Consider the following 20,877-nt stretch of genomic DNA (forward strand, 5'->3'; position numbering starts at 1 on the left):
CCGGCAGCCAGTCGACCTGCGGGGCGTATTCAGCCCCACGCAGCGCTATTGGGATCCCACCGCCCGCTCGGCGTCTCCGGAACCGCCAGCTTGGCGATCACAGGCTCGAGGAAACGGCGCAGTTCCTGCTGCAGCTCGATAAATGATGACGGTCGAAGGCTCGGCGGACTTCGGCGAAGAAAACCGGTCCATAGGCCACGCTCCTCGGCAATCTTCGCAAACACGTCAGTGAGGCCAACCGGCATATCGGTTGGAATCGCGGTTTCCCGGCGCCGCAGCGTCCCGCGGACCGCCTCCATCAGGCTGGCCAGGTCGAATGGGAAGGTGCGGATCATGACCCAGATATCGTGAAAATCCTTGATCCTCCCGTTTGCCTCACCGAAGCGGATCATGGCCTCGAATTTCTCCGCCACCACGGTTTCGGGCGGATACATCAGGATGTTGGCGGCCGGAAGCTCAGGCAAAAGGGCCGGGAAAGTGCAGCGCTTCGGCGGCGGGTAAACATGGTCGCCAAATCCGATGTCCACCTGCACGTGGATGACCGCCTTTGCCAGTTCGCCCTTCAAGCTCAACTGAACGCCCTGGTATCTGTTTGCTTCACGCACTGGTTCGGCCTTCAACGTGGACGGATCGAACACGATGCCATCGTCTGGCGCGTCCACGCGGCAAATCTGGGTGAAGAGCTCAACGATGGCATCCGGGTCAGGGTCGCCCATGCCAAGCAAATCGAGATCGCCGGAGGGGCGGTATATCTGCTCTGGCCACGTCAGAAACAGCATGGCGCCCTTCAGTACATAGCGCTCCGCCGCATCCGTCAGGCCAAGCCGATAGAGAAGACGTTCGATGGCAAAGCGGGTCAGGACGCGCTGATAGTCGTCACCCCGTTCCTTGGCGTAGTTGAGCAGCCTCGCTCTGATAGACCCCGGAGAATTTCGAGAAGCCTTCGCGTTCATAGCATCGCCTTGATGTAGGGCCCCATCAGCCGGGCAACGCGATTGATTGCGGCGAATTGCATCAACTCGCTTGCCGTGGTCCGCCTTTGCTCCAATGCATTGCGCAGCGCTTCGATCGCCACATCCTCACCGACATGGCGTCGATGCTTGAAGCAGTCGGCAATCGTCTTGGCGATGCCATAAATCGGTACGGCGACACCCTCGATCCGGAAATGTTCGACACCTGCGGTCAGCGCCTCCCCGGTGGCTCGAACGATTTCGAGCTTGATGCCTTCGGTTTTCGGCGCTCTGGCCTTGTGGGGAATGGTGATCCACACGGCGTGCGGCAGCTGAGTGGTCAGCCCGTGGTACCGAAGGGCGCTGACGAGGCTGATCACGCCGCTCGGGACAAGACGAGCGGCTTCCGCGAGATTGTGAGCGGCACTCACTCCCACGTGTTCAGCATCCTGGTAAAGGCCCCGGCCCAGGCGGACAAGGTCACCGGAGTCGGTCAGGCGCTTCAGGTAAACAAGCGGGATCCCTGCCGCCTTGAAGTCACGGGCGCGGGCGATGCCACGATCTCGGACAAGTACCAGGGCGCGTTGGCGATGAGTCGTTTGGCGGGTCACCATGGTGTTACCAGATGTCGGCAAAAATCGCGTAATTGCCGACATATGGTAACCCTTTTGCTTGGGTGAACAGAGGATTTTCATTGGGGTGGCGTCGACCGGGCCAAGACACCCGCGCCGCAGTGGTTGACGGAGGCTCCTGTGTATCGCAGGCGCACCCGAGGCTGACAGGTCAGCCGGGACCACAGTGGCAGTTCCCGCAAGGAAATGGCGGATATCGATAGGCGCGCCGGAATATGCGTCGGTCATCGGGCGTTCCGCAACGACATGCGAGCGCAGACGAGGCGGTCCAAGGGATAGATCGATGGTTGGCCGTCGGGTCGTGCGCCGGCCGGCGATCATTTCCCCTGCCGCGCGGCCCCGCCGCCCTTGACCAGCGCCTCGATCGCCCTGGCCGCCGCCAGATGCTGCGGCACCGACAAGCCCTGCGTGGCGGTGGCCGGTGAGATCTGCGCGCCCTGGGCGCTGCCGCGGGCCGTGAAGTCCGCGCCGGGCGCGTACACGTTGCGCGCGATGGCGCCGACCTCGGCGTCGGACAGGTCGGCCGCCACCAGCAATTGGGCCGCAACCGCGATGGTGGCAACGCTGGCGGCCTGGTTGGCATAGGTGCCGGCGGGCACTGTATAGCGCAGGTAACCGCGGCCGGAATCGGCGAGCGAGGAGGCGGCCTTTTCGCTCAGCGGCAGCAGGCGCAGCGGGATCGCGGCAAGCGCGTCGCGGATGCTTTCCGACGGCACGCCGATGATCTGGATCACGGCGTCGACTTCGTTCTGCCGAAGCGCGACCAGCGATGCGCTGATGCCAAGCTCGCGCGCGGAGAAGTCCGTGGGCCGCAGGCCGTGCGCGGCGAGGACGCGCAGCGCCGTCCGCTGCGATGCGCCGCCCTTCTCGCCAATGGCGACGCGCTTGCCGCGCAGCTCGGCCACCGTCTTGACGGCCGCATCGGCGCGAACCAGCACATGGACGGCTTCCGGATACAGGCTGCCAACCGCGCGCAGCGAGGTAAACGGTCCCTCCGCGACGAAGTCGCCGTCGCCGCGATAAGCGTCGAGCGCCGCGTCGGCCTGCGCCAGCGCGAGCGAGGCCTTGCCCTGGCGCAGCATGCGCAGGTTCTCGTCGCCGCCGCGCGTAACCAGCGGCACGACGCGGGTACCGGGTTTGGCGGCCAGGGCCTGGGCAAAGCGCAGGTATTGCCCGCCCTCGGCCCCGGCGGCCAACGGATAGCCCTGCCTGGCGCGTGCGAGCCTGGCGCGGATGCTGGCATGCGCGGCGGCAAGTTCCTGCGTGATCATCGCGTGCTGCTCCGGCGCGGCTTCAGCCGGCACGGATTCGACGATGCGGCGGACGGCCTCGAGCATCGCCGCCGCGCCTTGCGGTGCGCTGGCCGCATAGGCGGGCGCCGCGACCGGACGATAGCCGCCCGTCACCACCGGCATCCACCGGCCATTCTCCTCGCGATACACCGCGGCGCCGTGCGCCCGGATGATGTCGCCCGCCTTGTTGCCGCCCAGCGCGATCCCCTGGACGCCCTTGGGCGCCGCGCCTAACGCGGAGATCAGGCCAGCGACGCCGGGCGCATCCCACGCACCGAAGTCGAAGTCGCGCGTGAGCTTCAGTTCCGCGTCGAAGTAGACGACACGCCGTGGCTCGCCGGGCGGTCCGCGCCGGTCGGTTTGCGAGCCACGGCGCCGCAGCTCCGCCAGTTCGACGGTTCCCGGCGGCAGCGCCTGCGCCAGACGCGCGGCGACATCCTTGCGCAGGGTATCTGCGTCGGGGCCGCGTTGGCACCCTGCCAGCAGCAACGCGAGGATCAAGGCAAACAGCGCGGTAAACAGGCGGCGCACGGTCAGCCTCCCATCAGCGGCATCGCCAGCATCAGCGTCAGCACGAACGCATTCATGATGTCGACGAAGAAGGCGCCGGCCAGCGGCGCCACCACGAAGCTCTTCGGTGCCGGCCCGTGCTTGGCGGTGATCGCCTGCATATTGGCCATGGCGGTGGCGGTCGAGCCCATATTGAAGCCGATGAAGGCGGCGGACAGGACCGCCGCCTCGTAGTCGCGTCCCATGAAGCGGAAGCAGACCAGCACCACGTACAGCACGATAAAGACCACCTGCATCGCGATGATCGCCAGGAACGGCCCCGCGGACAGCGCCACGTCGACCAGATCGAGCGCCATCATCGTCATCACCAGGAACAGCGACAGGCTCACATTGGAAATCAGTTCCGCCGGCCGGTCGTCGAAGCGCACGCCGGCCAGGGGAAGCAGGTTCCGGATCGCGATGCCGGTCAGCATGCACCACAGGAAGCCCGGTATGGTGATGGCCTGGCCCGAGAACAGCGTGGCGAGCCAGCGTCCGACCACTACCGCCACCAGGATGCCGCCGAGCGCGCCAACCGCGGCGACGGTCGTGATGGGGAAACCATGGGCTTCGGCGGCGACGCTCGCTTCGTCCTCGCCCTCCGAACGCAGGCGATATCGCGAGATCAGGTACTGCGCGACCGGCCCCGCGATGATGCCGCCCACGATCAGGCCGATCGTCGCCACCGTCATCGACAGTTCCATCACCGACTGCAGATTGTTGATCTCGGCGAAGCGCTCGGCGTAGGCGGCGCCGGTGCCGTGCCCGCCCACCAGCGTGATCGAACCGCCGACCAGCCCGAAGATCGGATGCAGGTCCATCGCCTTGGCCATGCCGACGCCGACGGCGTTCTGCACCGCGATATAGGGAAACAGCACGATCAGGAAAATGACCAGCGCCTTGCCGCCCTGCTTCAGCGCGCGCAGGTCCGCGGCCATGCCGACACCGGCAAAGAACATCAGCAGCAGCACCGGCTTGATGGCGGCATCGATGACGACGCGGAAGTCGAACAGCGCCTGCGCGATGGCCGCGGCTGCAGCGAACAGGATGCCGCCGGTGATCGGATCGGGAATGTTGTAGCGCGACAGAAAGCCGACCCGGCGATTGATCAGCGTACCGAGCAGCAGGACCAGTACGGCGATCAGCACCGAGGCGACCGGATCGAGGCGAATCTGCATCGAGTTCTCACCCTTGCCCGCCAGTGCCGGCGGAAAAGTGACGCGTATGGATCCATGCCAGCATAGACGCCGCAAAAGCGAACCGCAATGCGCAAAAAAAATGCCGGACGCGATTCACCGCGTCCGGCATTCGGGTCGGAAGCTGTCGAAGGCTACGCCGCCGACTGCGTCAGCTCGGGCGTGCCCGCCGCGGCCGGCGCGACGGCCTCGCCCGCCATCGCCTTGCGAAGCTGCTCCTTGTCCAGCTCGCCTTCCCAGCGCGCGACGACGATCGCGGCGGTGGCGTTGCCGACCAGGTTGGTCAATGCGCGGCATTCCGACATGAAGCGGTCCACGCCAAGGATCAGCGCCATGCCGGCGACCGGCACCGAGGGCACCACCGCCAGCGTCGCCGCCAGCGTGATGAAGCCCGCGCCGGTCACGCCGGCCGCGCCCTTGGAGCTGAGCATCGCCACCAGCAGCAGCAGGATCTGATCGCCGAACGACAGATGGATATCGCAGGCCTGCGCAATGAACAGCGCGGCCATCGTCATATAGATATTGGTGCCGTCCAGATTGAAGGAATAGCCGGTCGGCACGACCAGGCCGACCACCGACTTGGCGCAGCCGGCGCGTTCCATCTTCTGCATCAGCGTCGGCAGCGCGGCCTCGGACGAGCTGGTGCCCAGCACCAGCAGCAGTTCCTCGCGGATATAGCGGATCAGCTTGACGATCGAGAAGCCGTTATAGCGCGCCACCAGGCCCAGCACGATCAGCACGAACAGCAGCGAGGTCAGGTAGAAGGTGCCGACCAGCATCGCCAGGTTGGCCACCGACTTGATGCCGTACTTGCCGATGGTGAACGACATCGCGCCGAACGCGCCGATCGGCGCGACCTTCATCAGGATCGACACCAGGCGGAACACCGGCAGCGTGACCGCCTGCAGGAAATCGACCACCGGCTTGCCACGCTCGCCGACCAGCGCCAGCGAGATGCCGAACAGCACCGCGACGAACAGCACCTGCAGGATGTCGCCATTGACCATGGGGCTGAGCACCGTGGTCGGGATGATGTTCATCAGGAAGCCGGTGATGGTGGAATCGTGGGCCTTGGCGACGTAGCCGGACACCGCGTTCGAATCGAGCGAGGCCGGGTCGATGTGCAGGCCATGACCGGGCTGGACCACGTTGCCGACGATCATGCCGACCGCCAGCGCCAGCGTCGAAAAGGTCAGGAAGTAGATCATCGCCTTGCCGGCGACGCGACCGACCTTCTTCAGGTCCGACATGCCCGCGATGCCGGTCACCACGGTCAGGAAAATCACCGGCGCGATGATCATCTTGACCAGCTTGATGAAGCCGTCGCCGAGCGGCTTCATGCTCGAGCCGATATCGGGCCAGTAGTGGCCCAGCGCGATGCCGGCGACGATGGCGACCAGCACCTGCACGTACAGATGGCGATAGAACGGACGAGGCTGCGCGGCCGTGGCCGCGGCGGTGTGGGTGTCGATCATGCGGGTGTCCCCTGCCAATGGGCTGCCCGGCGCCATGGGCGCACGCGGTAGCGAGTTTCTTGAAATATCCTGGCCGAGCGGATGCGGCGCCGGACCAGCCGCTATCGCAATGCGTGTGCCAGCTAAATGGCTTTCACAAGTCGTTGATCTTTAAAGAAAAAATTCAGAAGCGCCGGTGGCTTCGCTGGCAATTGAGTGGAAATCCACATAGAATTCGGCCCGCTTGTATGGAAATCCACACAACTTGAGCCGCACATGGTCCCGACATGGGACCCCGCGATACGCGTACTCCCCTTCCGCCACCCCGTTCCCCCGCCGATGGCCCAGCCGCCCACCTCGACCTTGCCGACCGAAGACACGCCAGCGCGTCGATCGCTGTCGCGGCGCGCCGCTGTGGGCGTTGCGCTGGCGGTGCTGCTGATGCTGGCGCTGACCGTCGCGGTGCTGCGGCTGGTCGAGCGGACCGCGCATCGGGAGGCCGCCGCGGCCGTCACCCAGCGCGCGCTGACGGCCGCGCAGTTCAACGTCGCCACGCTGCGGCGCGATCTGGAAAAGCATCGCGCGCTGCCGTTCGTGCTGGCGCAGGATCCCGACGTGAAGAACGCGCTGACAACGTCCGACCCGCAGCGCCTTGCCGCGCTGAACCGCAAGCTGGAAGCGCTGGCGGCCGGCACCGGCGCCTCGGTGATCTACGCGGTCGACCGCCGCGGTCTGACGGTCGCTTCGAGCAATTGGCGCGGTCCCGACAGCTTCGTCGGCGAGAACTACGCCTTCCGCCCCTACTACCAGGGCGCGATGGCCAGCGGCGCCGCCGAGCACTTTGCGCTGGGCACCATCAGCCGTCGTCCTGGCCTGTACCTGTCGCACCGGCTGGTCGATGCCGCCGGACAGGCGCTCGGCGTGGTGGTCGTCAAAGTCGAGTTCCCCGGCCTGGAAGAGGACTGGGCGCATCTGGCCGAACCGGTCTTCGTTACCAACAGCGACGGCGTGGTGCTGCTGACCAGCGAGCCGGACTGGCGTTTCCGCTCGCTGGTGCCGCTGGGCGAGACGGCCGCCGAGCAGTTGCGGCGCAGCCTGCAGTTCGGCGATGCGACCTTCGCCCCGCTGCCGATCCGGTCCTTTGCCTCGGCGGCCGGGGAAACGCCGGCAAGCAAACCGCCGGCCAGCGGTGACGAGGTGCGCGCCGACGCGCCAGGACACCCGGCCGGCGACAGCTATATCCACGTCGCGCTGCCCGTGCCGTCCACACATTGGACCTTCCATCTGCTGGCGCCCAGCCGCGACGAGCGGACCGGCATCGCTGCACGGATGCAGGCGCAGGCGCTGGTGGTGCTGCTGCTCGCTTATTTCGCCATCGCCACCGCGATGTACGCGCGGCGCCGGCTGCAGCGGCATAACGCCCAGCAGGCCGCGATCCGAGCCGAACTCACGGCGCGAGTGCAGGCGCGCACCGCGGAACTGCAGCAGGCCAACGATCAGCTGCGCGCGGAAATGGAGGAACGCCGCCAGGCCGAGCTGCGGCTGCATGCCGCGCAGGAGGAGCTGGTGCAGGCCAACAAGCTGACCTTCCTTGGCCAGATCGCCGCCGGCGTTGCGCACGAAATCAATCAGCCGGTGGCGGCGATCCGCAGCTATGCGGACAACGCCGGCAGCTATCTGGAACGCGGCCAGCCTGAGGGGGCGCGCTCGAGCCTCGCGCGCATCGGCGCGCTGACCGAGCGCATCGGCGCCATCACCGGACAACTGCGCGCCTTCGCGCGCAAGGGTTCGGGCGCGCGCGAGCCGACGCCGGTCGATGCCGCGATCGACGGCGCCCTGCTGTTGCTCGGCCCGCGGCTGCGCACGCAGCCGGTGGCCCTGACGCGCTCCGGCCCGACCGGCCTGCGCGTGCAGGCCGATCGGCTGCGGCTGGAGCAGGTGCTGGTCAATCTGCTGCAGAACGCGCTCGACGCCGTCGCCGGACGCGACGATCCACGGATCGACATCGCCCTCCATGCGCAAGGCCCGCGCGTGCGCATCGAGATCGCCGACAACGGCCCCGGCATTGCGCCCGAGATCGCCGAACGGCTGTTCACGCCCTTCTCGACCTCGAAGCCGGAAGGCATGGGGTTGGGACTGGTGATCAGCCGCGACATCGTCGCCGACTTCGGCGGCACGCTGGATAGCCGCCCGGCCGATCGCGGCGGCGCGATCTTCACCATCACACTGAATTCAGCCCAATGACGCCAACTACCGAAGCGCAAGCCAGCCCGGGCCCGGTGCGCCGGGTAGCCCTGGTCGACGACGACCACGACGTCCGCTCGGCCGCGGCCGAAAGCCTGACGCTCGCCGGCTATCGGGTCGACGCGCACGCCAGTGCGCAATCCTTCCTCGACAGCCTGCGCGATGGCTATCCGGAGGTGCTGGTCACCGATATGCGGATGCCGGGGCTCGACGGTCTGCAACTGTTCGAGCGGGTGCTGGAGCGCGACGCCAGCCTGCCGGTGATCTTCATCACCGGGCATGGCGATATTGCGCAGGCGGTCGAGGCGATGCGCCGCGGCGCCTACGATTTTCTCGAGAAACCCTACGCCACGCATCGCCTGCTGACCGCCGTCGGCCATGCGTGGGAGCAGCGCCGGCTGGTGCTCGAGAACCGCCGCCTGCAGGATGCCGCGGCGCAGGCCGAAAGCGCGTGGCCGCTGATCGGCGTGACGCCTGCGATGGAGCGGCTGCGCCAGACCATCCGCCATATCGCGGATGCGGACGTCGATGTGCTGGTGGTCGGCGAGACCGGCAGCGGCAAGGAAATGGCGGCCACCGCGCTGCATCGCTGGAGCCGGCGCAGCGCCGGCGAATTCGTCGCGCTGAACTGCGCGGCGCTGCCCGAGAGCGTGATCGAGAGCGAGCTGTTCGGCCACGAGCCGGGCGCGTTCACCGGCGCCCAACGCAAGCGCATCGGCCGCATCGAACACGCGAACGGCGGCACGCTGTTTCTCGACGAGATCGAAGGCATGCCGCCTTCAGTGCAGTTGAAGCTGCTGCGCGTGCTCGAGACCCGCAGCGTCGCGCCGCTGGGCACCAACGAGATGCGGCCGGTGGACCTGCGGGTCATCGCGGCCAGCAAGGTCGATCTGGGCGACCCCGCACACCGTGGCGATTTCCGTGAAGACCTGTACTACCGCCTGAATGTCGTCACGCTGTATATGCCGCCGCTACGCGAGCGGCGCGAAGACATTCCGCTGCTGTTCGAGGTCTTCACGGGCCAGGCCGCGCGCCGCTTCCAGCGCGAGGCGCCGCCGGTCACCGACGCGGTACGGCGCTATCTGAACACGCACCCATGGCCGGGCAACGTGCGCGAGCTGCTGCATTTCGCCGAACGCTTCGTGCTCGGCGTGCATACGCTGCCGACGGCTCCCGCCGCCGATACTGCAACGTCAGGCGGTGCCGCAGGCGAAGGCACGCTGGCCGAACGGATGGACCGCTACGAGGCGCAGCTGATCCGCGACACGCTCGCCGCAAACGGCGGCAATGTTCGGGCGACACTGGAATCGCTTGGCATCGCACGCAAGACGTTCTACGACAAGCTGCATCGGCATGGGATCGAGCGGCGGGAGTATCTTGGAGAGAAGGCGGAATAGACTCGAAGCCCAGAGCGCACGCCCGTTCACGTCGGCAAGCCCACGCGCTCAACCATGGCATTGGGAGATGCGATACCCAAGAAATTTTCATTCTGCGACCGGCGCAGCTGGGCCATTTGGCGTAGTCGCTTGGTGGTGCACTTCCACATGGACCGTTCTCCACTCCACAACTCCCCCCGTGACCTGACACTGCGATAAGGTCAGCGAGTATCGAACGTCTTGCCAGCAACCTCAGTCGGGAAGTACACGATACTTCCGAACTACGCTACAATCCGCCCACGGCCCTAACCTGTCCTCTCCCGGATGCACATGCCGGTGATGACTCTAGTCAATCCATGGCCCGCCTCGCGCGGGCCATGTCTATTTTGGGCGCCGCCCTCTATTGCGACGGGCCTCTGGCTCCGGCGCGGTATGTCTTGCCGCGCTCGAATGCCTCATTCCACCGTAATCCCCCGCTGCCTGATCACCGCAGCCCAGCGTGCCGTCTCCTTCTGGATCGTCTCTGCAAGCTGCTTCGGCGTGCCCCCACCAATCTCCATGCCGAGCGTCGCGAGCCTGGTCTTCAGGGCCGGATCGGCCAGCACCTCGCCGGTCTGGCGGTTCAGTTGCTCGACCACCTGGGGCGGCGTGCCGGCCGGTGCCATCAGCGCGTACCAGGACACCGCCTCGAACTGCGGGAAGCCCTGCTCGGCAACGGTGGGCACATCGGGCAGCACGGCCGAGCGCCTTGCGCTTGCCACGCCGAGCGCCTGCAGCCGGCCGGCCTTGATGTAGGGCAGCGCCGCCGACATCTGCGCGAACATCATCGTGACCTGGCCGCCGACGAGGTCCGTCATTGCGGGGCTGACGCCCTTGTACGGCACGTGGATCAGCTTGACGTTGGCGTCCAGCTGCAGCAGTTCCCCGGCCAGATGCGCCTGGCTGCCGGCGCCCGGCGAGGCGAACGTCAGCTTGCCGGGCTGCTGGCGCGCGAGCTTCAGCAGATCGCCCAGCGACTTCGCCGGGACGCCGGGATGCACGACCAGCACGTTTTCGGCAGTGGCCAGCATGGCCACCGGCATCAGGTCCGCGGCCTTGTACGGCAGGTTCGGCATCAGCGAGGGATTGACCGCGATATTGCCGACCGGCACCACGGCCAGCGTGTAGCCATCGGGCGCGGCCTTGGCGACCTGATCGACGCCGATCGTGCCGGCCGCGCCGGCCTTGTTCTCGACGACGACCGGCTGACCCCAGCGTTTCGACAGGCCATCGCCCACCGCGCGCCCCAGCACATCGGCCGGGCCGCCGGCGGCGAAGGGCACCACCAGCCGGACCGGCTTGGCGGGAAAGCCCTGCGCAGCGCCCCCACCGCCGCTGCCGCCGCCCTGCGCGAGCGCGCCCAGCGGCAGGCTTGCGGCAAGCAGCGCGCCAAGAATCGTGGAAAGCAATCGCGTCATGTGAATCTCCCCGAGTGGTCAGAGCAATCGATCGAACGTGTGCGCAACGGGATGCGAAGCGGTCAGGGCGATGCCGGCGCGGTCGGCCTCATTGGCCCATCGCACCAGACGATCGTAATCGCCCGGCACCACCGCCGCGAAACGGGACAGCCGCAGCGTGGCGAACGCATCGGCGCAATCCGGATCGCGATGCGCGCGCAGCAGCGCGACGCGCAGCCGCTCCGCGATGCCTTCGTCGATGCCGGGCGAAGCAACCAGCGGCGGAATCGGCGCGCCATGCGTCACGGCGAGCGTGCGCAATTCGGCCATCCGCTCGGGCGCATGCAGGCGCAACAGGTCCAGCACATAACTGTCGACCACGCCCACCTCGGCGCGCCCCGCGATGACGGCGTCGATCACGTCGTGCGGCGTCGGCGTGGGCTGATCGGTCGGCAGATACAGCGCGCCATCGACCAGCCCGAACTCCATCAGATAGCGGCGCGGCGCGTTGTAGCCCGAATTCGATTCCGGCAGCATGCACGCAAGGCGCGTGCCGAACGTCTGCGCCAGCGAGGTGCAGGACGCATCGGCCCGCACGATGAACTCGCTGAAATAGCGCGGCAAGCCACCATAGCGCGGCAGGTCCGGCACCGGTGCGGCCAGCAGCCGGTAGCGCACCGGCGCGGTCGCGAACGGATAGCCGCACATCAGCACGCAGGCGCAGTCGTCGCGCTCCCAGAGCTCGCGGATCGGTGCGGGCGCGTCGTGCTCGACATAGTCGAGCGCCACGCCGGCGCGCTGCGCCACGGTCATCAGCAGCGTCCGCCAGGCATCGCTTGCCTGCGCAGACACCGAATACATCCGTGCATTGGCGATCATGCGTACACCAGCCTTTGGCCGATGCCCATGCGCTGCGCCTTCTGCATGATGGCGTGGCCGAGCGCGATATCGCTGAGCGACAGGCCGCGATGCCAGAACAGATTGGTCTCGTCGTCGCGCTGGCGTCCGGGCTTGCGGCCGGCCACGATTTCGCCGAGTTCAGCGTACAGCGTCTGTTCCGACAGCTTGCCCGCCTCGACATGCGCGCGCAGCGAGCCGAACATGCCGCCCTTGCACTGGCTCCAGTCGTCGACCACCAGCTTGTCCATGACGTCGGTCAGCGACAGCTCGACCGCGCTCATCGTGCCGTAGGGCACGACGAATGCGCCCTTGGCGATCCATTCGGTCTTCAGCAGCGGCGTGGGCCGTTCCAGCCGCGAGGCTTCGACCACGATATCGGCGCCGCGCACGCACGATTCCCACTCCTCGGTGACGACGATCGGCTTGCCGAGGTCGCGCTCGAGCCTGGCCGCAAACGCATTGCGGCTCTCGGGACGGCGCGAGTGCACGCGGATCTCGTCGAAGTCGAACAGGCTGTCGAGCAGCCGGATGTTCCAGTACGAGGTACCGCGCGCGCCGATGTGGCCCAGCACCTTGCTGTTGCGTCGCGCCAGATGACGGGCGCCGAGCGCGGTCAGCGCACCGGTGCGGGCATCGGTGATGAAGGTTGCGTCGATCACGGCGACCGGCATGCCGGTGCGCGGGTCGAACAGATTCAGCAGCGCCATCTCCGACGGCAGCCCCTGTTTGTAGTTGTCGACGAAGTCGCCGACGATCTTGACGCCCGCCAGTCCGAGCGGCGCGACATAACCGCGCAGCACGTTGAAGTGCCCGTTGAAGGCAGGGTCCGGAATCAGATGCATGCGCGGCTCGATCACGGTCTGGCCGTTGCCCTGCGCCACCAGCCCCTGCTCGACCGCGGCCAGAATCTCCGCGTCGGTCATCGCCAGCTGCGCGATGTCCTTGCCGTTGAGGTACGTCAGATGGATATCGCTCATTCCCTCTCCTGATGTTGTGGACGCCGTGAATCCGTCGTGCAAGCGTCGAAATCAGTGTAGGGAGCGCGGCCATGACTGTCATATGCTTATATATCGGTGACGCTTAACATCTTGTTATGTCATGAAAATCAATCTGCGCCAGATCGAAGTGTTCCGCGCGGTGATGCTGACGGGCTCCATCAGCGCGGCCGCCAAGCTGCTGTACGTGTCGCAGCCGGCCATCAGCCGCCTGCTGTCGCATACCGAGCAGCGCCTGGGCTTCCCGCTGTTCCGTCGCACCAAGGGGCGGCTCTATCCGACACCGGAAGCCCGGCGCATGCTGGCCGAGGTCAATTCGGTCTACGAAGGCATCGAGCGGGTCAACGAGATTGCCGAGGACCTGGCGGCGAACCGTACCGGCAGCCTGCGCGTGTCGTGCAGCCCCAATCTGGGGCAGACGGTGCTGCCGCGTGCCATCGCGCGCTTTCGCCAGGCGCATCCCGAGGTGCGCATCGTGGTGCGCACGCAGATCCCGGCCAATATGCTGCGCGCGCTGCTGTCGGGACAGGCCGAGCTGGGCGTGTCGACCATGCCGCTGACGCATCCGAATCTGGAGGCGCGCGTGCTGGCGCGCAATCCGATCGTCGCGCTGGTGCCCGAGGGCCATCGGCTCGCCGGCCGCAGCGCGGTGCGGCCGGCCGACCTCGCCGGCGAGGCGCTGATCGGCTATAGCGACGATGTGCCGTTCGGCCTGCTGATCCGCGAGATGTTCGGCGGCGAGGCGGACCAGCCCGACTTCCGCGTACAGGTGGAACAGGCCCACGTCGCGCGGGCGCTGGCGCAGGCCGGCGCCGGGGTCGCGCTGGTCGACGCGATGACGGTGTTCGGGCAGAGCTGGCCGGACATCGTCGCGGTGCCGGTCAAGACCCGCATCACCGCGTCGGCGCAGATCTTCCATGTCGAGACCGAGCCGCTGTCGCGGCTGGCGCTGGATTTCGTCGATACGCTGGTGGCGATGATGAAGCGATGAAGCGCTCTTCCACGCGCCGGTGCGGCCCTGCCGCTAATGAACGATGCCGCCCTTGACGAAGCGCACTGGCTGGGCGTCCATCCTCGACAGCAACGCGGTCAGCCCGTCGGGCGCCGGCTTGTCGCTCGCTGCGCGCTTGCGGGCCTGTCCGGATTCGCACAGCAGGTCGGCATCGGACCAGCCCTTCTGCTGCGGCGTGCCGCGGGCGCGCAGCCAGCCGTCGCGATCGGCCAGCAGCGCGGTGCCGGCCAGGCGCGAGGACGGGACACCGGCGAGCCGCGCGACCGCATCCCAGGCGAGCCCGGACACCGCCACGCAGTCGCTGCGAAATTGCGGCACCGAGGCAGGTGGCTTGCCGTCGGGCGTCACCAGCAGCGTCAGGAAACGCGGATCCTCCAGCGGGATACGTTCCGGCGATCCATCGTAGGCCACCAGCCGCAGCCGTTGTCCGTCGCGCCATTGCGCCAGACGCCGCGGCGTGTCGGCGCCGCAGCGTATCGTCATGTCGGGAACGGGCACGGCCATCGGCCAGCTGCCTGCGGCCTTCGCGCCCTCGCCGGCCGCGAGCGCCTTGGCGTAGTCGAGCACCGCCCAGATCTCGTCGTCGCGCAGTACCCCGGAGAAGGCCGGCATCACGAGGCGGCCCTCGTCATCGCGCATGCCGTCGGCGATATGCCAGAACAGTTCGCCGTCGGCGCGGCGCCCGAGCAGCGGGCCGACCAGCGTCGGCGGCCAGCGCGGCAGCGTTGCCGCCAGCGGCCCTTCGCCGCGTCCGTCCTCGCCGTGGCAGGCCGCGCAGTGTTGCCCGTAGACGCGTGCGCCGAGCGCGATCGCTTCGACCGAGAAGCCGGTCGGGCTGGCATGAAAGCTCGTCGGCGCGGCGCGCACGAACAGCAGCGCTGGCGAGGGCCAGGGCGCCAGCACCAGCCACGCGGCGGCGATCGTCAGCAGCATCGCACGGCGACGCCGCCATGCCAGCGCCAGCAGTATTGCCGTCAGCGCCAACCCGACCGCGATCCCGCTCCACGCCAGCTGCCGGGCCACGCCGAGATCGATCAGCAGGGTTTCGCCGGCGATGCGATGGCTCCAGGGCCAGGCCGGCTGTCCATGCGCTTCGCCGGTCAGCCCCAGCCAATGCCATCCGCGCAGCAAAACGGACTGTGCCTGCTCGACGATGGCCAACAGCGCATCGAGCCACGCCGGCAATACCACGCCGTTCATCGCACCGCTCGCACCACTGTCCCGAACGCTCCCCCCATCCCCGCGCCCATCACCAGCTCGCGTCCAGACCCAGGTGGCGCAGCGCCTCGTGCCGCATCTCCGTCAGCCGAGGATCGCCGCGGTGGCGCGGATATGGCAGATCGACCTCGATCTCGGCGCGGATGCGCGCCGGCCGGTCGCTGAACACGATGACCCGCTGCGCCAGGAACAATGCCTCCTCGACGTCGTGCGTGACGAGCAGGGCCGAGAAGCCGGCGCGCTGCCACAGCCCGACCAGCTCGCTCTGCATCGCAAGCCGCGTCAGCGAGTCGAGTTTGCCGAGCGGCTCGTCGAGGACCAGCAGGCGCGGGTCGTTGACCAGCGCGCGGGCCAGCGCCACGCGCTGCGCCATGCCGCCGGACAGCTGATGCGGGAAGGCCCCCGCAAAGTCCTTCAGGCCCACCCGTTCGAGCGCGGCGTCGACCCGATGGTGTTCGCGGCCCAGCAGTCCGCGCGCCTGCAGGCCCAGCGCCACGTTGTCCCAGACGCGTCGCCACGGAAACAGCGTCGGGTCCTGGAACACGACGATGCGGGACGGATCCGGCTCCGCGATCGTCGCGCCGTCCTGCAGGATCTGCCCTTGCACCGGCGCATCGAGGCCCGCGACCAGCCGCAGCAGCGTCGATTTGCCGCAGCCGCTCGGCCCCAGCAGCGCGACGAATTCGCCCGGCTCGACCTTCAGGTCCACCCGGTCCAGCACCTGCAGCCGCGTCTCGCCCTCGCCGAACCAATGGCTGACCTGCCGCACTTCGATGCGCGCCCCCGCACCCTCCCCTTGGATGACCCCGCCCGTCCCGTCGTTCTTTTCGTGATGACGCCCGGCCCCCGATGCCGGCGCCGCTATCGTTTCGGCCCTGTCCGCAACCGCCGCGTTTACCATTTGACCGTCCCCTTCTGCCACGACAGTGCCCGATCGCGCAGCGCGAACAGCAGCGTAATGACCCCGGAAAACAGCAGCGCCATCACGATCAGCGCCGCGTACATATTGACGTACGACGCCCAGCCCTGGGCCCAGGTCAGATACCAGCCCAGACCCGACTTGACGCCCATCATCTCTGCGGTGACCAGCACCGAGAACGACGCGCCCAGTCCCATGAACAGGCCGACGAACACCTGCGGCAACGCCGCGGGAATCGCCACGCGCAGCACCAGGAACCAGCCCGACGCGCCCATCGTGCGCGCCACGTCGTAGTAGCGCTTGTCGACGCTGGCCACCCCCGACCACGTCAGCACCGCGACCGGAAACGCGGTGGCCAGCGCGATCAGGAACACCGCGGCCGAATAGCTCGACGGAAAGAAGTAGAAGGTCAGCGGCAGCAGCGCGGTCGACGGCAAGGGCCCCAGCACGCGCAGCACCGGATGCACCCAATAGCCGATCCGGCGCGACCACCCGATCGATACGCCGATCAGAAAGCCCACCACCGCGCCGTGCGCGACACCGAAGCCGAGCAGCTTGAGCGTATTGAGCGCGCTGTCGCCGAGCCTGCGCCAGTCGTCGAGATAGACCTCGATCAGCGCCTGCGGCGGCGCGAAGAACGGCGTCGGCAGTGTCGCGGTCTTGGCGGTCAGATATTCCCAGGCGGCCAGTACCAGCGGCACGGCGATCAGCCAAGGCCCGGCGCCGCGCAGCGCCGCCCAGCCGCGGTGCCGCGCCCACAAGCGCGGACCGATCGCCGCGGACAGCGCGAGCGCCGCTGCCACGACCAGCGCGGCGATGCCCAGTTCGGCGGTATAGGCCCAGTCGCTGAATCCGGCGACGCGGTTGGGCCAGCGCCAGGTCAGCAGGCCGAAGGCGGCCCATGCGAGCGCCGCGGCGTAGCCGATCGGCCATCGCTTCGACACCGGCGCCGCGGCTGCCGGAGAGGGAGCGGCGGCCGCGGAAGGCCGTATGGCGTCGCGCTTGTCCCGGCGTGTTGCCCGCCCGGAATCGCGCGCCGCGTCGAACGCAGGTTGATGCGTGCTCATGATTTATCCCAGGACATTGGCATAGACATGCTGTGCCAGGCGTTGCGGGTCGGTGGTCTTCTTGATCACGCCGATCTTGCGGAAATCCTCGGCATAAAAGGCGATCTCATCGCGCAGATCGATGCCGGTCGGATGATGGGTATAGGTCAGCGTCGCGTAGAGCTTGCGAAGATCCTCCAGCGAAATCTTCGGCGAATACTTGGCGAACACCTTGGCCGCCTCGTTCGGGTTCTCGTGCACGAAGTCGGTGGCTTGCACGATCGACCGCGCCAGCGCCGAGGCCGCGGGCCGATCGTTGCGGACCAGTTCGCCGCGCGCCCCCACCACGCAGCAGACCTTGCGCGCGTATTCGCCCGTCAGGTTGGTCGCCAGTTCGACATAGGCGCCGTTGGTGCGCTTCTCCAGCAGATAGAGATTCGGATCGCCATCGGCGATCGCCTGGATCTCGCCCTTGTCGACCGCCACGCCGAGCAGGTCTGCCGGATACTGGCGCCACGTCACGTCCTTGTCCGGATCGATGCCGTTCTTGGCCAGCAGGATCGTGAAGAAGTGCTTGCCCGGCGCGGCCAGATCGCTGACGCCGACCGTCTTGCCCTTCAGCGCCTGGAGGTTGGTCACGCCGGCTGCCTTCGCGCCGACCAGCCGCACGCAGCCGCCGTGCGAGCTGCCGATGATCTTGACGTCGAACCCGGCCTCCAGCGGCTTGAGCCAGCGGTGGATCATGCCGACCGCGGCGTCCGCCTTGCCGGTGGCGATCGATTCGAGCAGCTGATCGGTCGAACCGCTGTAATTGATCAGATCGACCTGCAGGCCGTTCTTCTCGAAGAAGCCCTTCTCCTGCGCCACCACGATCGGCGTCAGGCAGAACGAGTTCTGGTTCCAGGCAAAGGTCAGCTTGCGCGGCGCGGACCAGGCGCGCCGGCCCAGCATCAGCGCCGGGGCGGCAAGGGCCGCGGCGCCGGCCAGGCGCAGCACGTCGCGCCGCCGCTGGACGGTGGGCGTGGCATCGGCGGAGGATTCGAGTTGGCTCATGGTGATACGGCTCCCGTGGTTCGAGGTGTTGTTGGTTTGATCTCGATATATCCGAATGCGTGTTGCCGGCGCGGCGACCGGGCTCATGCCGCTTGCAGCTGCCCCGGTTGTTGTTGCTGCCGCCGCGCATCGCGTTCGGCCACCAGCGCGCGCAGGCGCGGAATCAGCTCGCGGCCGTAGTCGATCGCATCGTCGAGCGGATCGAAGCCGCGGATCAGGAAGGTGGTGACGCCAAGGTCGTAGTAGTCGAGCAGCGCGTGCGCGACCTGTTCGGGCGTGCCGACCAGACCGGTCGAGTTCGACCGTCCTCCGGTCTCGCGTGCGATCGCGGTCCACAGCCGGGTATCGACGCGATCGCCCTGCTCCGCGGCGGCGAGCAGGCGGCGCGCGCCCTCGCTCTGCTGGGGCCCGCCGCGGCTGAAGCCCTGCTGCACGCGCAGCGCGCGGGTGCGCTCGAGAATGCGGTCGGCCCGTTCCCACGCCTTCTGTTCGGTGTCCGCCAGCACGGGACGGAACGACACCGAGAAGCGGATCTCGCGGCCGTGCCGCGCGGCTTCGGCCCGTACCCGCGCGGTCAGCTCGCGGACCTGATCCAGCGATTCGCCCCACAGCGCGTAGACGTCGGCGTGCTTGCCGGCGACCTCGATCGCCGGCGCCGAGGCCCCGCCGAAGTAGATCGGCACATGCGGCTGCTGGGCCGGCTTGACTTCGGAGAAGCCGCGCTGGAAACGGTAGTAGCGGCCCTCGTGATCGAAGGGCGCCGGCTCGGTCCAGATGCGGCGCAGGATGCCGAGATACTCGTCGGTGCGCGCATAACGTTCGTCGTGGTCCAGATAGTCGCCATCGCGCTTCTGCTCGTCGTCCGAGCCGCCGGAAATAAAATGCACGCCCAGCCGGCCGCCGCTGAACTGATCCAGCGTCGCGATCTGCCGTGCGGCCAGCGTCGGCGCGGTGAAGCCAGGCCGATGCGCCAGCATGAAGTGGATCCGCTCGGTCACCGCGGCCGCATACGCGATCGTCAGCGTGGCCGACGGCCCGGTGGAATGATGCGGCACCAGGATGCGATCGAAGCCGGCCTGCTCGTGCGCCTGCGCGAAGGCCCGCACATAGTCGCGATCGACGACGGGCCCGCTGGCCGGATGGATCTCGGATTGCTTCTGGCTCTGGATCATGCCGATGATGTCGACGCTCATGGGTTCTCCTGTGTCGCCGTCACGGCGGCGCGATGGGTGCGATGGTCGTGCGCAATGGTCGTGCGCAATGGCGACAAACGTACGTCAAAGGCCCGGCCGGCTGAACGAATAAAAACGACACTCCATATTCGATTTGCATCGTTCATCGACGGGGCATTGCGGCGTTACGCTAGGCGCCGATTCGAATCCGCACAGGAACATCTCCATGCCCTCTTCCGCATTACGCCGGCTGCCGAGCAGCGAGCCGCGCCTCGATGACACGCTCGACACCTTGCGTGCGACCCTTGCCGCCTCCGCCGCGCGGCACGATGCCGACGGCAGCTTTGCGCACGACAATTTCGCGCTGCTGCATCGCTACGGCCTGATTGCGCAGGTCGTGCCGCAGTCCTTCGGCGGCGGCGGTGCGAACCTCACGCAGGCGCGCCGCATCGTCGCAGCGGTGGCCGCCGGCGATGCCGCCACCGCGCTGGTGCTGACGATGACCTATCTGCAGCACCGCGCCATCGCGCGCGACGACCGCCATTGGCCGCAAGCGGTCGCGCAACTGGTGTTCGACAGCGCGGTGTCCGAGGGCGCGTTGATCAATGCGCTGCGCGTCGAGCCCGAACTGGGTTCGCCTTCGCGTGGCGGACTGCCGGGCACGGTGGCCACGCGCACCGCGGACGGCTGGCGCCTGCATGGGCGCAAGCTCTATTGCACCGGCATCCCGGCCCTGCGCTGGCTCGCTGTCTGGGCGCGCACCGACGAGCCGCAGCCGCGCGTCGGCGTGTTCCTGGTGCCGGGGCCGGTCGATCCGGCACGCGGCATTCGCGTGATCGAGAACTGGAATCACCTCGGGCTGCGCGCTTCTGGCAGCCACGAGACGGTGCTGGACGATGTGTGGATCCCGCCGGAGTTCGCCGTCGACATTCGGCCGCCCGAGCAATGGGCGCCGGCGGGCGCCAGCCAGGCCGATACCGACGCGAATGCCGATCAGCAGGCATGGATGGTGGTGCTGCTCGGCAGCCTCTACGATGCCGTCGCGCGCACGGGCTTCGACTGGATTCGCGATTTCGTACGGACCCGTGCGCCGGCAAGCCTGGGCGCGCCGCTCGCTACGCTGCCCCGTGTGCAGCAGACCATCGGCGAAATCGCCGCGTTGTTGCAGACAAATCGGGCGTTGCTCGACGACGCGACCAGGCGCATCGATGCCGGCCAGCCGCCATCATTCGGCGACAGCGGGCTATTGAAATTCACCGTGACCGGCAATGCGATCCGCGCGGTCGAGCTGGCGCTGCAACTGGCCGGCAATCATGGACTGAGCCGCAACAACCCGCTGGAGCGCCATTACCGTGACGTGCTCTGCAGCCGCGTCCATACGCCGCAGGACGATGCGATCCTGATCGCCGCGGGCCGGCATGCGCTGGCGTGAG

The 20,877-nt window shown here is 67.7% G+C and carries 17 protein-coding genes; 4 read left to right on the top strand and 13 right to left on the bottom strand.

Going from position 1 to position 20,877, the window contains the following annotated elements; genetic code table 11:
* Positions 1-29: 29 nt before the first annotated feature.
* The 5 genes from J5T34_RS19820 to J5T34_RS19840 form a co-directional block, all read right to left on the bottom strand.
* Positions 30-953, bottom strand: a complete 924-nt coding sequence (locus tag J5T34_RS19820) for a nucleotidyl transferase AbiEii/AbiGii toxin family protein (protein ID WP_208582199.1) — start codon at positions 951-953, stop codon at positions 30-32.
* Positions 950-1,564: a type IV toxin-antitoxin system AbiEi family antitoxin domain-containing protein gene (locus tag J5T34_RS19825; protein WP_208582201.1), complete on the bottom strand. Its 615-nt coding sequence runs from the start codon at positions 1,562-1,564 to the stop codon at positions 950-952. The genes J5T34_RS19820 and J5T34_RS19825 overlap by 4 nt, the downstream gene beginning before the upstream one ends.
* A 335-nt stretch (positions 1,565-1,899) precedes the next feature.
* The gene (locus tag J5T34_RS19830; RefSeq protein WP_347880676.1) at positions 1,900-3,405 is read right to left on the bottom strand and encodes a TAXI family TRAP transporter solute-binding subunit; all 1,506 of its coding nucleotides are present in this window, start codon (positions 3,403-3,405) and stop codon (positions 1,900-1,902) included.
* A gap of 2 nt (positions 3,406-3,407) precedes the next feature.
* On the bottom strand, positions 3,408-4,601 hold the full coding sequence (gene gltS, locus J5T34_RS19835) for a sodium/glutamate symporter (protein WP_208582204.1): 1,194 nt from the start codon (positions 4,599-4,601) through the stop codon (positions 3,408-3,410).
* A gap of 152 nt (positions 4,602-4,753) precedes the next feature.
* Entirely contained in the window at positions 4,754-6,094 is a 1,341-nt protein-coding gene (locus J5T34_RS19840) for a dicarboxylate/amino acid:cation symporter (protein WP_208582206.1), read from the bottom strand.
* A 318-nt stretch (positions 6,095-6,412) separates the two neighbouring features.
* Here J5T34_RS19840 and J5T34_RS19845 point away from each other — a divergent pair, with 318 nt between their 5' ends.
* Positions 6,413-8,317, top strand: a complete 1,905-nt coding sequence (locus J5T34_RS19845; RefSeq protein ID WP_208582208.1) for a sensor histidine kinase — start codon at positions 6,413-6,415, stop codon at positions 8,315-8,317.
* On the top strand, positions 8,314-9,714 hold the full coding sequence (locus J5T34_RS19850) for a sigma-54-dependent transcriptional regulator (protein WP_208582210.1): 1,401 nt from the start codon (positions 8,314-8,316) through the stop codon (positions 9,712-9,714). The genes J5T34_RS19845 and J5T34_RS19850 overlap by 4 nt, the downstream gene beginning before the upstream one ends.
* A 434-nt stretch (positions 9,715-10,148) precedes the next feature.
* On the opposite strand, the gene J5T34_RS19855 is transcribed toward J5T34_RS19850, so the two are convergent.
* The 3 genes from J5T34_RS19855 to J5T34_RS19865 are packed head-to-tail and all read right to left on the bottom strand — an operon-like array spanning position 10,149 to position 13,006.
* Positions 10,149-11,150 carry a tripartite tricarboxylate transporter substrate binding protein gene (locus J5T34_RS19855; protein ID WP_208582212.1) on the bottom strand — a complete coding sequence of 334 codons (1,002 nt, stop codon included), beginning with the start codon at positions 11,148-11,150 and terminating at the stop codon, positions 10,149-10,151.
* 18 nt (positions 11,151-11,168) lie between these two features.
* Positions 11,169-12,008, bottom strand: coding sequence for a phosphate/phosphite/phosphonate ABC transporter substrate-binding protein (locus tag J5T34_RS19860; RefSeq protein WP_208582213.1), 840 nt, complete (start codon positions 12,006-12,008; stop codon positions 11,169-11,171).
* Positions 12,005-13,006 carry an ornithine cyclodeaminase family protein gene (locus J5T34_RS19865; protein ID WP_208582222.1) on the bottom strand — a complete coding sequence of 334 codons (1,002 nt, stop codon included), beginning with the start codon at positions 13,004-13,006 and terminating at the stop codon, positions 12,005-12,007. Before J5T34_RS19865 ends, J5T34_RS19860 begins: the two co-directional genes overlap by 4 nt.
* Before the next feature lie 121 nt (positions 13,007-13,127).
* On the opposite strand from J5T34_RS19865, the gene J5T34_RS19870 reads away from it, so the two are divergent.
* Positions 13,128-14,015 carry a LysR family transcriptional regulator gene (locus tag J5T34_RS19870; protein ID WP_208582224.1) on the top strand — a complete coding sequence of 296 codons (888 nt, stop codon included), beginning with the start codon at positions 13,128-13,130 and terminating at the stop codon, positions 14,013-14,015.
* A 33-nt stretch (positions 14,016-14,048) separates the two neighbouring features.
* On the opposite strand, the gene J5T34_RS19875 is transcribed toward J5T34_RS19870, so the two are convergent.
* From J5T34_RS19875 to J5T34_RS19895, 5 genes are all read right to left on the bottom strand, one after another.
* Positions 14,049-15,236, bottom strand: a complete 1,188-nt coding sequence (locus tag J5T34_RS19875) for a c-type cytochrome (RefSeq protein ID WP_208582227.1) — start codon at positions 15,234-15,236, stop codon at positions 14,049-14,051.
* 49 nt (positions 15,237-15,285) lie between these two features.
* A complete protein-coding gene (locus J5T34_RS19880; protein WP_208582229.1) occupies positions 15,286-16,155 on the bottom strand; it encodes an ABC transporter ATP-binding protein in 870 nt (289 codons plus the stop codon).
* Positions 16,149-17,240: an ABC transporter permease gene (locus J5T34_RS19885; RefSeq protein ID WP_208582231.1), complete on the bottom strand. Its 1,092-nt coding sequence runs from the start codon at positions 17,238-17,240 to the stop codon at positions 16,149-16,151. The genes J5T34_RS19880 and J5T34_RS19885 overlap by 7 nt, the downstream gene beginning before the upstream one ends.
* 3 nt (positions 17,241-17,243) lie before the next feature.
* Positions 17,244-18,272, bottom strand: a complete 1,029-nt coding sequence (locus J5T34_RS19890; protein WP_208582233.1) for an ABC transporter substrate-binding protein — start codon at positions 18,270-18,272, stop codon at positions 17,244-17,246.
* Positions 18,273-18,355: 83 nt separating this feature from the next.
* Positions 18,356-19,465, bottom strand: coding sequence for an LLM class flavin-dependent oxidoreductase (locus J5T34_RS19895; protein WP_208582235.1), 1,110 nt, complete (start codon positions 19,463-19,465; stop codon positions 18,356-18,358).
* Between the two features lie 205 nt (positions 19,466-19,670).
* On the opposite strand from J5T34_RS19895, the gene J5T34_RS19900 reads away from it, so the two are divergent.
* Entirely contained in the window at positions 19,671-20,876 is a 1,206-nt protein-coding gene (locus J5T34_RS19900; RefSeq protein ID WP_208582237.1) for an acyl-CoA dehydrogenase family protein, read from the top strand.
* Position 20,877 lies beyond the last annotated feature (1 nt).

The organism is Cupriavidus gilardii (assembly GCF_017598945.1).
Classification (GTDB): Bacteria; Pseudomonadota; Gammaproteobacteria; order Burkholderiales; family Burkholderiaceae; genus Cupriavidus; species Cupriavidus gilardii_E.

What these genes read in the sequence shown, in the direction of transcription:
- J5T34_RS19820 (WP_208582199.1), bottom strand. Translation starts at nt 953, where the DNA reads ATGAACGCGAAGGCTTCTCGAAATTCTCCGGGGTCTATCAGAGCGAGG.
- J5T34_RS19825 (WP_208582201.1), bottom strand. Translation starts at nt 1,564, where the DNA reads ATGGTGACCCGCCAAACGACTCATCGCCAACGCGCCCTGGTACTTGTC.
- gltS (WP_208582204.1), bottom strand. Translation starts at nt 4,601, where the DNA reads ATGCAGATTCGCCTCGATCCGGTCGCCTCGGTGCTGATCGCCGTACTG.
- J5T34_RS19840 (WP_208582206.1), bottom strand. Translation starts at nt 6,094, where the DNA reads ATGATCGACACCCACACCGCCGCGGCCACGGCCGCGCAGCCTCGTCCG.
- J5T34_RS19845 (WP_208582208.1), top strand. Translation starts at nt 6,413, where the DNA reads ATGGCCCAGCCGCCCACCTCGACCTTGCCGACCGAAGACACGCCAGCG.
- J5T34_RS19850 (WP_208582210.1), top strand. Translation starts at nt 8,314, where the DNA reads ATGACGCCAACTACCGAAGCGCAAGCCAGCCCGGGCCCGGTGCGCCGG.
- J5T34_RS19855 (WP_208582212.1), bottom strand. Translation starts at nt 11,150, where the DNA reads ATGACGCGATTGCTTTCCACGATTCTTGGCGCGCTGCTTGCCGCAAGC.
- J5T34_RS19860 (WP_208582213.1), bottom strand. Translation starts at nt 12,008, where the DNA reads ATGATCGCCAATGCACGGATGTATTCGGTGTCTGCGCAGGCAAGCGAT.
- J5T34_RS19865 (WP_208582222.1), bottom strand. Translation starts at nt 13,006, where the DNA reads ATGAGCGATATCCATCTGACGTACCTCAACGGCAAGGACATCGCGCAG.
- J5T34_RS19870 (WP_208582224.1), top strand. Translation starts at nt 13,128, where the DNA reads ATGAAAATCAATCTGCGCCAGATCGAAGTGTTCCGCGCGGTGATGCTG.
- J5T34_RS19875 (WP_208582227.1), bottom strand. Translation starts at nt 15,236, where the DNA reads ATGAACGGCGTGGTATTGCCGGCGTGGCTCGATGCGCTGTTGGCCATC.
- J5T34_RS19880 (WP_208582229.1), bottom strand. Translation starts at nt 16,155, where the DNA reads ATGGTAAACGCGGCGGTTGCGGACAGGGCCGAAACGATAGCGGCGCCG.
- J5T34_RS19885 (WP_208582231.1), bottom strand. Translation starts at nt 17,240, where the DNA reads ATGAGCACGCATCAACCTGCGTTCGACGCGGCGCGCGATTCCGGGCGG.
- J5T34_RS19890 (WP_208582233.1), bottom strand. Translation starts at nt 18,272, where the DNA reads ATGAGCCAACTCGAATCCTCCGCCGATGCCACGCCCACCGTCCAGCGG.
- J5T34_RS19895 (WP_208582235.1), bottom strand. Translation starts at nt 19,465, where the DNA reads ATGAGCGTCGACATCATCGGCATGATCCAGAGCCAGAAGCAATCCGAG.
- J5T34_RS19900 (WP_208582237.1), top strand. Translation starts at nt 19,671, where the DNA reads ATGCCCTCTTCCGCATTACGCCGGCTGCCGAGCAGCGAGCCGCGCCTC.